General features: G+C 54.3%; 9 protein-coding genes. 2 read left to right on the top strand and 7 right to left on the bottom strand.

Annotated features, from left to right (window positions below):
- Positions 1-142 precede the first annotated feature (142 nt).
- Together HMPREF1121_RS01995 and HMPREF1121_RS01990 are read right to left on the bottom strand one after the other, a co-directional pair.
- Positions 143-2,458, bottom strand: coding sequence for a TonB-dependent receptor (locus HMPREF1121_RS01995; RefSeq protein ID WP_084151905.1), 2,316 nt, complete (start codon positions 2,456-2,458; stop codon positions 143-145).
- Positions 2,455-3,168 (bottom strand): hypothetical protein, encoded by a 714-nt coding sequence (locus HMPREF1121_RS01990; protein ID WP_156946029.1) that lies wholly within the window; start codon positions 3,166-3,168, stop codon positions 2,455-2,457. The genes HMPREF1121_RS01995 and HMPREF1121_RS01990 overlap by 4 nt, the downstream gene beginning before the upstream one ends.
- Positions 3,169-3,593: 425 nt before the next feature.
- Between HMPREF1121_RS01990 and HMPREF1121_RS01985 the strand changes: the two genes are divergently transcribed.
- Together HMPREF1121_RS01985 and HMPREF1121_RS01980 are read left to right on the top strand one after the other, a co-directional pair.
- On the top strand, positions 3,594-4,898 hold the full coding sequence (locus HMPREF1121_RS01985; RefSeq protein ID WP_044114427.1) for an acetyl-CoA hydrolase/transferase family protein: 1,305 nt from the start codon (positions 3,594-3,596) through the stop codon (positions 4,896-4,898).
- Between the two features lie 289 nt (positions 4,899-5,187).
- The gene (locus tag HMPREF1121_RS01980) at positions 5,188-5,934 is read left to right on the top strand and encodes a WGR domain-containing protein (RefSeq protein ID WP_232223716.1); all 747 of its coding nucleotides are present in this window, start codon (positions 5,188-5,190) and stop codon (positions 5,932-5,934) included.
- A 78-nt stretch (positions 5,935-6,012) separates the two neighbouring features.
- Here HMPREF1121_RS01980 and tilS read toward each other — a convergent pair whose 3' ends face one another.
- The 5 genes from tilS to HMPREF1121_RS01955 are packed head-to-tail and all read right to left on the bottom strand — an operon-like array spanning position 6,013 to position 12,094.
- Positions 6,013-7,374, bottom strand: coding sequence for a tRNA lysidine(34) synthetase TilS (gene tilS, locus HMPREF1121_RS01975; RefSeq protein WP_044114426.1), 1,362 nt, complete (start codon positions 7,372-7,374; stop codon positions 6,013-6,015).
- An 8-nt stretch (positions 7,375-7,382) separates the two neighbouring features.
- Entirely contained in the window at positions 7,383-8,246 is an 864-nt protein-coding gene (locus tag HMPREF1121_RS01970) for a zinc ribbon domain-containing protein (RefSeq protein ID WP_232223715.1), read from the bottom strand.
- Positions 8,246-9,352 (bottom strand): Nif3-like dinuclear metal center hexameric protein, encoded by a 1,107-nt coding sequence (locus tag HMPREF1121_RS01965; protein WP_044114425.1) that lies wholly within the window; start codon positions 9,350-9,352, stop codon positions 8,246-8,248. The genes HMPREF1121_RS01970 and HMPREF1121_RS01965 overlap by 1 nt, the downstream gene beginning before the upstream one ends.
- Positions 9,352-10,911 carry a PepSY-associated TM helix domain-containing protein gene (locus tag HMPREF1121_RS01960; RefSeq protein WP_044114424.1) on the bottom strand — a complete coding sequence of 520 codons (1,560 nt, stop codon included), beginning with the start codon at positions 10,909-10,911 and terminating at the stop codon, positions 9,352-9,354. The genes HMPREF1121_RS01965 and HMPREF1121_RS01960 overlap by 1 nt, the downstream gene beginning before the upstream one ends.
- A 1-nt stretch (position 10,912) precedes the next feature.
- Positions 10,913-12,094 carry a 1-acyl-sn-glycerol-3-phosphate acyltransferase gene (locus HMPREF1121_RS01955; RefSeq protein ID WP_044114423.1) on the bottom strand — a complete coding sequence of 394 codons (1,182 nt, stop codon included), beginning with the start codon at positions 12,092-12,094 and terminating at the stop codon, positions 10,913-10,915.
- Positions 12,095-12,109: the final 15 nt, after the last annotated feature.

Here is a 12,109-nt window from a genome sequence, read left to right as displayed (position 1 = left end):
GGTGTGCATAGGATCGGGAGTGCTTTCGCTATGCTTCGTAGCATTTGCTGAAAAGAAAGCCCCCCTGCATGTGCCTTAAAAGGAGCATACAGGGGGGGCTCTATCGAGATGGGCCCGCAGGGGGGGAGGGTGTCTCGGCTACCTATAGCGTGGGAGATGAAGTATCTTCGTTCTGAAGGTTCTTTGAGTAGGTCTTGTCCTTGCCTCGCGAGAAGTGATAGGCCACCCCAAGCAGGATCATATTCTTATTATCGTGTATCCACGTCTCACTACTCCACTGGACGAGGCGTTCTCCGAGCGTATAGTCATGATAATAGGCCGGCGTCCCGATGAATAGCATGGAGGCAGAGAACTTCCAATTCCCTAATCGATAGGAGAACGAAGCCGTATGCTCTGGCTCCATACGAGAGGCATAGCCCAAATCATAGCCATAGGCCGGGAGGGCGTACTTGTAGTAGAGCTGTAGCCCCTTATACTGGCCCGTCAGCGAAAACTGACCATAGAGCGAGCCTCGATCATAACTAATCTCCGATGAGCGAAGTCTACTATGCGTAGCTATAAGGTACGTATCTATAAGCAGGGTATTGTCCCCAAAGGGCTTGACGGCTACCTTCGCAGCCGCAGCAAGTTCGTCATCCCATACTCCATTGATCGGAGCGAACGTGATCCCTGCCCCCTCATGCTTCATAGCCTGGATATGCGGGCGATGTGTGTGGATATAGAGACCTAATAGTTTAATATCAAAGATCCCCTTGGCATGCGAATACATAGCAGTCAGCTGACGCATATGTGCATTCTCTAGCTGGGGATTACCTACCTCTGTGATATCACGAGTAGTTCGTCTGCGGTTGCTACTGAGTTGCTCCAGAGACGGTAGGATGGGCTTGTCGTCGTACATCAAGCGTAGGTCACTACCTCCACCGAGGGTATAGCCAAGTACGACCTTCGGAGTGAAGGCGAGAGTGCTATAGGTGCGATAGCTGGAGCGACTATGGGTGTGGGTCAAGCCGAGGCTCAGTCGATACAAAAACCTCCCCCGCAGCCCCGAGATCTCACTGTAGACATAGTGCTGCCATGTACGGCTGGTATAGTCGAGGACGCCGAAGTGATTGTCTACCTGTGAATGTAAGAAGGAGACCTCTCCCCTGTAGCCCGAACTGATCCGTAAACGCCCCGTCTCTCGGGTGTGAGTAGCCTCCAGGATGAGAGAGCGCTTACTATTGTCCAGCTTCATAAAGTCCTCGTAGCTTGTGAGTCCTGTAGCGACACCTTGCTCTCGGGTCTTGGTCTCTCTCTTGGTGGAGAAGAGCGTCCCTACAAGGTTAAGGCTCAGCTCATCTTTCTCTCCAAGCTTGTGCCAATGGTAGAGGTCAAGCGAGGGATTGAACTGCTGGGTCCTGTCCCTACCCGTGGTAGTCAGCTTCTCTCCAGCGACGCCGTCTACAGTGTAGAGACCCGCGCCGATATTGTCAGAGAAGCGTCGCTCAGCTCTCGGCTGTAGGCGAGCCTCCCATAGGTAGCGTTCATCCACTACGTAGGCGTACTTGAGGGCGGGGCTGTGTGTCGTATAGCCAAAAGCATCATGGTCTGAGTAGGTGAGCTGTAGTGCCTGCTGATTGAGGCTATAGCTATACTGCGCAAGTGACTCTCGGTCACGATAGTCGCGATAGTTCAGCGTGTACTCAAGGCTCAGCTTATGTCGCCCACTGATCAGAGAGGTGTAGGCCTCATCATTTCCGAAGCCTGTAGTGAAGGCATGATTGAGTGAGCCACCTGCGATGTAGCCGTCATCCAGTCCAGAGACGATGATATTGATCACACACTCAACAGCTCGATAGCGAGCTGGGGGAATGTCGTACACCTCTACTCGCTTGATCTTCTCTTTGGGCAGCATAAGTACATCCGTCTTGGTGGAGCGTATCCCATTGATCAGGAGCTGCACCTCTCCGCCCATAGCTCCCTTGAGGCGGTCGTTCATCACATCTAAGCTGACTGAGGGTAGGGTCTTGAGCAGATCATAGCTGTGTAGGGCCTCTTGGACATCTTTACGTGCAAAGGTGATCACCCTACGGTCGGCTCGCTGATGCGTAGCCTTAGCCTCCACGACCACATCCTCCAGCACCTGACTATCTTGCTGTAGCTGATCGAGAAGCTCCACCGTGAAGCCTTGGCTGGGCATCACGATACGAAGCCGTCGCTCCAGAGGCTTGTAGCCGAGGAAGCTAATACGTAGAAGATAGCGCCCGACCTTGACCTCACTAAAGAGGTAGCCCCCTTGAAGGTCTGTAGCCCCTCTGAGGATGAGTGTCGAGTCTCGCTCACTCACGAGCGTGACGGAGGCAAGGGCAATCGGTTCCTTAGTCTTTGCATCCTCCACTTGCCCCCGCACCTCGATCTGGGCGAGGAGGTTAAGGGGGGCAATCAATAAGAGGAGAGCGATTAGGAATGATCTGCTCATAGGCGCTCTAAGGTAAAGGTCGTGGGACCAACCTTCTGAATAGGTATGTCTCGAATCATGAAGTCTATAGACCCCGCATAGTAGTCATTAGCCTGTGTCGGGTGTGTGATGACGATCTTATCGAGCATCTCTCCCGTTATCTTGAGGAGCACATCAGCCAGCTTCTTGTCCTGCACCATGCGCCCTGAGACGAAGAGCTTGTAGTTAAGCCCTTCTGGATCAGAGATCGTCACCCCCTTCCGATGGGCTCCCTTGATGGCGCTCGTCGCCAGGTCAAGTGCCAGCTTATCACTATCCTCCTTCTTGGGAGCAATCGTAGAGACTGTGAGGTACTTCTCCATGGCATCAAGCTGGATATGCGTGCTGATGTAGTCTTTGAAGCCTGGGTTCTTTTCAATAGGGGTTCGGAGAAAGCGGTACGTACCACTCGGTAGATGTACCGAGAGGATATGGTACTTGTAGGGGTCTATAGGTACGCCCTTGAATGAAGCCTCTCCGTTAGCATTAGTCATCGTGACTGCGATGATGTCATTGGGCTTATCTTGGAGGGAAAGGTAGACCGGTAGATAAGGGAAGCGCTGCTCAACTCCGGCCTTAGTCTTGCAGTACACGTTGCCGAGGTAAAAGAACTCTGTGGTTCGCTGAGCATGCAGAGCAAAGCTCGAGAGTAGCATGCTCACGGCAATAAGTAGGGTCGTTAGTGATTTCATATTGATTTGAATTAAGATAGGCGGGGTATCTCTGTTCGTTCTTTGAAGCGATCCTTGGGTAGCTTCCCTGCGTTGGGTGGATGGTGATGCGTTTTCTCTTGAAGATGTTAAGCTCCTTATAGCGCTTACGGATGGAATGCGCTATGCTTATTTCTGCGATAAAGTTAGATGTATTCAACTTATGGTCAAAATGCGACGGATGAAGCATGCTCGACTCCAACTAAGGTATGCGGTTGTGTGCGAGCTTGGGTGAGGAGTGGAGGGGGGTATTGTTGGGAAAAAGTAGAATACTTACCTTTGGTAGGCTTCTTCATCGGAGTCGCAGCTTTGTACCCCAGGATGTTGGGGTCGTTAGCCTACGTCTCTTGGGAAGATGGCCCTCCTAATACTACACAGGAGCCCTTTTTCATATAAGAGCTAAATCAATGAGCACTACCTGGCAAGAGCACATTGCTCGCCATACTACGACCGCCCTCGAAGCCGTGCGATCGGCAGTAAAGAGCGGGGACTTCTTGGTCTTTGGCCATGCTGTGGCAGCCCCCAGCAGCCTCTCCAAAGCCCTCTACGATGATCGCGAGCGCCTCACGGACGTGAAAGCCTTCCACATGCTGTACTTTGCCGAGCCTTGGCACCTCCGCCCAGAGATGGTGGGGCATGTACATCCCGTCCTTAACTTCCTTGACAAGAATAGCCGCCCCGCTTACCTGGATAAGCGTGTCGACTATCTCCCTTGTCACTTCCATGAACTCCCAGACTTCTTTAGGAATGGTATCTATCCTGTCGATGTCGCATTGATCTCGGTGAGCGAGCCCAATGAAGAGGGCTATTGCTCCTTCGGGGTATCGTGTGACTATACCAAGCCCGCCGCAGAGGCTGCGCGGATCGTCATCGCAGAGATCAATAAGCAGATGCCCTTTATCGGAGGGGACAACCTCATCCATGTGACGAAGCTGGACTATATCGTCCCCGTTGACCGCCCATTGGTGGAGCTCCCTCTTGCTCCTATCGGGCCTGTCGAGCAGCGTATCGGTGAGCTGTGTGCCGAACTCATCCACGACGGAGATACGCTTCAGATCGGTATCGGGGCGATCCCCGATGCCGTACTTCAGAGCCTACGAGAGCGGAAAGATCTGGGCTTGCACACGGAGATGTTCACCGACGGCGTCATGCACATGATCAACTCTGGCAATGTGACGGGTGAGAAGAAGACCCTGCATCCACGTAAGGTCGTCAGCTCCATCATCATGGGTACGAAGGCACTTTATGACTTCGTCAATAAGAATGATATGATCGAGATGTACCCCGTCGATCATACGAATGATCCCTATATGGTCGGGCAGAATGACAACATGGTCTCTATCAACTCCTGCCTGGAGATCGACCTCTATGGGCAGGTAGCATCCGAAGCTATCGGACTCAACCAATATAGTGGCACGGGTGGGCAGGTCGACTACCTGCGTGGGGCAAAGCGCTCGCGTGGCGGTCGCTCCATCTTAGCCTTCACCTCTACGGCAAAGGATGGCACTTGCTCGCGCATTGTCCCAGTCTTGCCGTCGGGAGCCACCGTGACCTCAGGGCGCAATGAGGTAGACTACATCGCTACCGAATACGGCGTGGTTCGTCTCCGGGGTCTGACGCTTCGTGAGCGTGCCCTGGCCTTGACAAGCATCGCTCACCCCGACTTCCGCCCTGGGCTCATGGAGGTCATCCGTGAGCGCTTCGGCGAGTAGCAGCTTGATAAAGTAGGCTGAAGAATGCCTCTGAATAATATAGAAGAGAGCAAGGAACCGCCCTACGAAGGGCCTCCTTGCTCTCGCCCGCTTTAGGAAGTGTAGGGTATTGCTACCCATGTTTTTAAAGGGAAGAGATCAAATTTGTGGTAAAATAGGTTTTCATATTATAAATGACTACATTTGTCTACCACATGAGGGAGCATCGTCGCCGGAAGCCTTACCATCATAACCCTACAATACAGCGCGCTCCTACCAATCAATTGATCGCATGAGTATGAATAGAGTAATGCGTTTGTCAGATCATCAGGCCGACCGCTACTGGCGTGTAGAGACGCTGGGGGGGGACCTTATGACGAACTGGGGTAAGGTATCTACATCAGGGCGCTATGAGGTCAAGTCGTTTGCCGACGCCGCGGAGTGCGAAGAGCGCGCCCAGCAGTTGGTCGACGCAAAGCTAAAGGCAGGCTTCCAGGACTTCCCTGGCTTTGATCCGATGCAGTCCTTCTACTATGACGATGATGAGATGGGGCTACATCCCCTGACCAGCCACCCGGCCTTCCGCAAGTACTTCGGCTCGGAGGTCTATTACTCCAGTATCCAAGATGCAGCACCCTTCGGAAATGATGAGGGGAGTGATGCCCTATGGGAGCTCAGTGACCTCCTGCGTCGTCGACCAAAGGCAGACCTTACACATTACCCAGCCTCATTGATATCCAAGCTCTATCATCTACCCTTTTGCCCGCCTAAGGGAGAGACCTATGAGGAACTGGAAGCCCAGCGCAACCTCACTCTGGAGGGACGCCCACTGCTGGAGCAGCTCCGCCGTACGGATCGTGTCATCGTGGCGCTGGCTCTTGCGCAGGTGAAGATCACGGGTAGCCTCTCCAAGGTACTCTATGCTTTGGCACTACGCTCTCTTGATCGCCTCGTCAGGCTCAAGAGTCTCGGAGCACCTGTCCGCTGCTCAGTCGAACTCCTCCTGCAGGAGCGTGATGATCTGGAGATCTATGCTCGTGAGGTCGGTCTTAATTAGTTGCTCATAATCGTTCGCAAATAAAGAAGTCGCCCGCTTGGTCCTTATGCCAAGCGGGCGACTTCATTTGTATGGAAGCTACTTGTGGTAGGTGAAGCGTAGTACAGTCTGCGTCGTATCTGAGAGTGCGAAGGTGCGGTCAGCCACATGACCGATGAGCCAGATAGGGGCTTCCTCTCGACATAACAAAAGGGCTTCACGGCGTGCGCGGTGAGAGAACTTCCCGTCAATGAGTATGCGTCTGAGGAGCTTCTTCCCCGACAGACCGAAGGGGCGGAGGGTGTCGCCCTCACGCCGTGAGCGAATGGTAAGCCTTTGAGACTCCAATCTATCGTAGTCAAAGACTGCGACCTCTCGAGGTGTGCGGTAGTCTCCCTTTAGGGCGTTAAGGGGAAGGTGCTCCCAGTGTAGTTCTCCTCCGAAGGGGAGTGCGCACTGTCCGTCTTGGCTGATGTCAATGGATAGGGATACTGCTGCTCCCTCCTCACGTGGAAGTAACTCCAGCAGCTGTACACCATGGATGAGTAGGTGGGTGGGGGAGTAGAACTTTGCTCCAGCCGTCCCCTCTGCGAGATGCTTACTGAGTTCCTCGACGACAGGGCGCTGGAAGCCATGGGGTCGTAAGAGCTCGAAGAGGATGGTCGTTCGCTCAGGATGAGTGACAAGGGGCTTATAGTCTAATCCGTCGGGTGATAGTAGCTCAGATCGGTAGCGCTCGATCATCTCCATATAGAGTGCCTCCGTCGAGCGTAGGTGCTCTATCGTGCGGTAGGTCGTCTCTCGGAAGGAGGGATTCAACTCCTCAAAGAGAGGGATGAGCTGATGGCGAATCAGATTGCGCTTATAGCGGGTATCGCTATTTGAGCTATCCTCACGATAGCTTTGTCCAAGAGCGCTCAGATAGTCAAGTATGAGTGCACGGGGAGTCGCTTGTAGGGGGCGGATGATGCCTTCCGTCTGCTTGATGAACGGCATACCGCTGAGCCCACGGATGCCTGTACCCATAGAGAGGTTGAGTAGTAGGGTCTCTACTTGGTCATCTGCATTGTGGGCAACGGCTACGACCTTCCTGCCTTCACTACCTTCAGTAAAGGAGCAAAACCACTGGTAGCGTAGCTCACGTGCTGCCATCTCGATAGATATGCCCTTCTCCTCGGCAGAGTTTCGAGTATCGAAGCGCTTGATTTGCAAGGGAACGCTGAGCTTCGTGCATAGCTCCCGCACGAAGGCTTCATCGCAGTCGCTCTCTTCGCCACGTAGTGTGAAGTTGCAGTGGAGTGCTTCGAGTCTTTCGCCATAGCCTAAAGCAAGCATAACCATCAGCAGAGCGACCGAGTCGGCCCCTCCGCTGATGGCTATGTATATACGCTGGGTGGCGCTATCTATGAGTCGATGCTCTTGGATGGTCGTGGCGACCTGAGCTTCGAGAAGAGAGCGCATCTCCCTTCTTAGTTGTGCTGGTGAGCTTCCTCTACGAGTTCGGGATCGACGAGGATACGACCGCAGTATTCGCAGACGATGATCTTCTTATGAAGCTTCAGATCTACTTGGCGCTGGGGTGGGATCTTGTTGAAGCAACCACCGCAAGCATCACGATCAATGGGTACGACAGCAAGACCATTGCGGGCTCCTTCACGGATACGAGTGAAGGCGTGGAGAAGACGCTCCTCGATACCTTCTTCCAGGCGGATAGCTTCAGCACGGAGAGATTCTTCTTCCTGCTTTGTTTCTCCCTTGATACGTGCCAGCTCCTCCTGCTTAGCCTCCAGGTCTACACGGTGCTCACCGATAGTTTCCTTGAGAGTAGCGATACGCTCCTTGCGGTGCTGGATCTCGGTCGTCCCTTCGGCGATGCGCTTCTGAGAGAGTTCGATCTCGAGGCCTTGGAATTCGATTTCCTTGGAGAGGTTGTCGTACTCGCGGTTGTTCTTGACGTTGTTGAGCTGCTCCTTATATTCCTCGATGCGCTCTTCAGCCTTCTGGATCTTAGCCTTCTCTGTAGCTACAGCCTGCACCTGGCGCTTGTTGTCCTCTTCGAGGTGCTTGAGACGCGTCTCCATACCTTCGATCTCATCTTCGAGGTCCTGTACTTCAAGGGGGAGTTCACCACGGAGGGTCTTGATATGGTCGATCTTGGTGAAGGTCTCCTGTAGGCGACTCAGGGCGATGAGCTTGTCTGCTACCGTCCGGTCGGCAGAGCTAACGTTAGCTTCAGGGCTTGCTACTGTCGTGGCCACCTCTGGGGTAGCTACTTCTTTAGCCTTGGTTGACTTCTTGGTGGTCGTCTTCTTTGTCGTTGTTTCTTTCGCCATTATGGATGCTGTAACGCTTTTATAGGATTGGAGTCTAACTCGCTTTGATAGACCGCAAAGTTAGGCATTTTATCTGAGATGATCTGTGCGAAGAGCTGTGCCGCAATGCATTCGCTCTCGTAGTGCCCCACCGTACAGAGGATGGGAGCCCCTTCGCAGTCGAAGTAATCGTTGTACTTGGCTTCGCCTGTAATGAGGATATCGGCACCTGCTCGCTTGGCCTGCTTCCAGAGAAAGGCACCAGCTCCGCCACAGATAGCGACACGCTTGATGGCTGTCTTCTCCGTCACGCTGTAACGAAGCTGCTCGGTCTTGAAGTAGACTGCTACTCTGCGTAAGAAGCTATCTACGGGCTCTGCTTCGGGGAGCTCCCCGATGACGCCCGCACCGATACGTGGATGGACGTTCTGCAGTCGGGTGATGCTGTAGGCGGGTGTCTCATAAGGATGGCTGGCTAGCAAGGCTTGCTCCACCTGACGTTGTCGGTAGGCAGGGAAGGTGAGGCTTAGTCGCTCTTCAGGCTCTACATGCAGCTGCCCGATCTCGCCTACGAAGGGATGAGCTCCGTCAAGAGCACGGAACGTCCCTTGCCCAGAGCTGCGATAGCTACAGCTGTCGTATGCTCCGATCGTGCCTGCACCAGCAGTCCAAAGTGCTTCGGCCACTTGGTTCAGCTTCTTCGCTGGGACAAAGGTCACTAGCTCCATGAGTGTGTCGGACATGGGGGCTAGGGCTGTGACAGCCTGCAGTCCCAGCTCCTCGGCTAAGAGATAGTTAAGCCCACCGTCCGCATTGTCGGCATTGGTGTGAGCAGCATAGATCGTGAGGTCGTGGCGTATCGCCAGGCATACGCAGCGCTCGATATAGCTGGAGGTGCCGATCTGCTTTAGCCCCTTGAAGAGGAGGGGGTGGTGGGCGATGATCATGTTGCACCCCTTGGCGATAGCCTCTTGGAGGACCGCCTCGGTGATGTCAACGCAGCAGAGTACGCCCGTAGCTATCTGTGAAGGATCGCCGACTTGTAAGCCACAGTTGTCGTAGCTCTCTTGTAGTGCTGTAGGGAGCTTCTCTGTGAGGGCTTCCCATACCTTATAGATAGGTGTCATCAGTCGTGCTTAGCTTGTTTCTTTTTCTTACGTCGGTTCCTCTGTCCTGTGATGAGGACGATGACAGAGGCGAGGCCGAGGAAGAAGATGAATAGATCCGTCCCCCACTTGCCGAGGAAAGGACGATAGAGGCGTCCAGCATGGAGCTCGAGAGCTGCCTGCCAGAGGGAATAAGGCATCTCATTGAGCGCCTCAGGCTGGTGGACGAAGGGGAGGTCTTGTGCTCCCGTCTTGTGGTCAGAGGCTCTACGTACGGCACCTCGGTAGTGGAGAAAGACGTAGTCCTCGCTGGGTGTATCTCCTGCGAGAAGTCCAGTGACCATATAGTCGCTTATCGGAGGCCCCATCTTCACCTCACGGACGACCTCACCCGTGAAGTAGTTGCGTATAGGATCCTTCTGATCAGGGTAGACCTCAAAGAGCCCAGTAAAGGAGCCGATGAGCCAGCTTCCATCAGGGCGCTGGGCAAAGCCATTGACTCCCATCGGGCTGACCTCGGGCTGGAGCTCCCACTTTTCCGGCTTAGCCGCGAAGTCATGGAGCTTGAAGAATCCCTCGCTCGTCGAGAGCAGCCACCCTCCATTCTGGTGATCCTCACGAATACCACGCAGACGGTCGAACCAAGGGTTCTCGCTATAGAGTGTACTAAAAGTATTCGGACGCGCCTTCGTGAGGATGAAGGGAATCATCAGCGGAGGACGGAGTACCCATCCCGTGATGAAGACGAAGAGGAGGATATAGTAGAGGTGAAGGCCGATGACCTTATGCCACTTGAAGTGCATGGAGAGCTTGCGCGAGAGTTGTCGCTTCTTCTCGGTGGCTTCCTTCGTCCCGTGCTTGTTCTTCTTCGCCATCAGACGGTGGCTGAAGATAGTGTAGAAGATCCCCGTGATGGAGAGGAGTATGACGAAGAGCCCGATGATGTCGACGATGATTCGTCCGGTGAGGCCGAAGTACTCTCCGCTGTGGAGCATCCACAGGATCTGGAAGAGTAGGATCTTCCCCGTATATCCATCAGGCTTCTTCAGCTCGTAGGTCGTCCAGCTGGGATCGCTAAGCGAACGGCGGTAGAGTAGGGAGCGGCTCAGGAGTAGTACGGAGTCGCCCGTGATCTGTAGATCAGCCAAGCGCCCACGTACAGAGCTCGGTAAGGGTTGCTCGATCCATCGGTCACGCTGAGGGGCGAGGCGATAGAGGCGATACTGCGAAGCGACCCATATCCCGCCCGTTGTATCTCGCGCCATAGACATGATCTTAGCTTCGTCGCCGCCACGAACAAAGCCCGCATGCAGTGGTCGTGCCTCACGTCGTAGGCTACTGTCGGTCACCCACACGCCTACGCCCCCATAAATATAAGCCAAGCTGTCGGCGCGGAGTACACCTCGTACAGCCCCATTATTCCACTTCTCGAACTTATAGTCGCTGGGGAGGACTGCACGGGGAATGTCTATGCTCTGTAGTAGGTCTCGGTGGTTGAGGATGATCCCAGAGAGGGCTGCCAAGAAGAGAAGAAAGCAGAGTGGGATCCCCAGATATTTGTGTATCTTCTTTGCCTTCATCCTATGCTCCTGAGTTTGCTATGCTACCCTGTCGTGCCTGAAGCATGCTTCGCACGGGGTTAGCGTACATGGTGAGTAGGCAGTGGCGTAGGAAGGTGCGGTCGGGAGCAAGTCCATCAGGGAGCTTGACCAGATCGATGCGGCTCTCGATATACTTGAGAGCCTTAGCTTCGTCCTCAGCACTATAGTCATAGAGGCTACGCTTACCTCCCTCGAGGGTATCGAGGGCGATGTAGTTGATGGGGTAGAGCTTGTAGTAGCTGTGGATCTCTGAGTCGATGAGCAGAGCGATGGCTTCGGGGGTGCTGTACTTCTCTGCCGTCTCGCCTCGTGAGGCGATCAGTTCATTGAGAGGACGGCCGATGTGGAAGGATACCTCACCCTTCCAGCCGAAGATCCCTGTACGCATATTGATGCCGTCGTCAGCTGGACTCTTCTTGAAGCCCTCGACGTCTCGCTTGAGCTGCATCTCCTGCGCCTTGAGGTAGTCGCAAGGGTCATACTCATAGCTGCAGGTCACGGGGACAATGTTCAGTGGCGCAAGGGCTTCAAGAGGCTGGCGGCTCTTTGCACCGAGGGCAAGCATCTTCAGCAGTGCGGGCTGCGTCTTGTCGGTGGAGTCCTTTGAGCGCCCTTCACGCTGTGCGATCCAAAGGCTCTTCCCTTCGGCGATGGCGTCGTGCATGTACTCGGAGAGTAGGCGAGCAGCCAGCAGGACTTCGCGCCCCTGGAGGTTGCGTCGCACGAGGAAGCTCCCATTGAGCTTAACCAAGGTCTCGATCCAAGGATAGAGCATGAGGTTGTCGCCGATCGCGATCTCGGGGAACTTCGCATCGATGTCTGCTACGAGTACGTTGAGGAAAGCTGAGTCGAGGATGATATCTCGGTGATTGGAGATATAGGTGTAGGCGCCATCCTTCGTGATGTGGTCGGTACCCGTGAGCTCGACGGAGCTACAGCACTTGCGCATGATGTGCTTGACCCAGTGGTAGCTCACAGTACGCTTGAAGTCCTCGACGCTGTGGCAGGTACTAAGCACCTCGACTAATTCATCCCACGACTGCTCGAGCTGTAGGCTCTCGTAGACGGCACGAAGGGGCTCGAGACTCGTCAGGTGCTGGATAGCCGTCTGCACCTCTTCGGGTGCCAGCGGGCGGATGCTTTCGTATTTCTTGAGATCCATAGTGGAAGGTGTGCT

Origin of the sequence: Porphyromonas sp. KLE 1280 (genome assembly GCF_000700805.1) — a bacterium.
GTDB lineage: Bacteria > Bacteroidota > Bacteroidia > Bacteroidales > Porphyromonadaceae > Porphyromonas > Porphyromonas pasteri.
Note: the sequence above shows the minus strand (reverse complement) of the source record. Positions and strands in the feature narration are given on the sequence as shown.

What these genes read in the sequence shown, in the direction of transcription:
- HMPREF1121_RS01995 (WP_084151905.1), bottom strand. Translation starts at nt 2,458, where the DNA reads ATGAGCAGATCATTCCTAATCGCTCTCCTCTTATTGATTGCCCCCCTT.
- HMPREF1121_RS01990 (WP_156946029.1), bottom strand. Translation starts at nt 3,168, where the DNA reads ATGAAATCACTAACGACCCTACTTATTGCCGTGAGCATGCTACTCTCG.
- HMPREF1121_RS01985 (WP_044114427.1), top strand. Translation starts at nt 3,594, where the DNA reads ATGAGCACTACCTGGCAAGAGCACATTGCTCGCCATACTACGACCGCC.
- HMPREF1121_RS01980 (WP_232223716.1), top strand. Translation starts at nt 5,188, where the DNA reads ATGCGTTTGTCAGATCATCAGGCCGACCGCTACTGGCGTGTAGAGACG.
- tilS (WP_044114426.1), bottom strand. Translation starts at nt 7,374, where the DNA reads ATGCGCTCTCTTCTCGAAGCTCAGGTCGCCACGACCATCCAAGAGCAT.
- HMPREF1121_RS01970 (WP_232223715.1), bottom strand. Translation starts at nt 8,246, where the DNA reads ATGGCGAAAGAAACAACGACAAAGAAGACGACCACCAAGAAGTCAACC.
- HMPREF1121_RS01965 (WP_044114425.1), bottom strand. Translation starts at nt 9,352, where the DNA reads ATGACACCTATCTATAAGGTATGGGAAGCCCTCACAGAGAAGCTCCCT.
- HMPREF1121_RS01960 (WP_044114424.1), bottom strand. Translation starts at nt 10,911, where the DNA reads ATGAAGGCAAAGAAGATACACAAATATCTGGGGATCCCACTCTGCTTT.
- HMPREF1121_RS01955 (WP_044114423.1), bottom strand. Translation starts at nt 12,094, where the DNA reads ATGGATCTCAAGAAATACGAAAGCATCCGCCCGCTGGCACCCGAAGAG.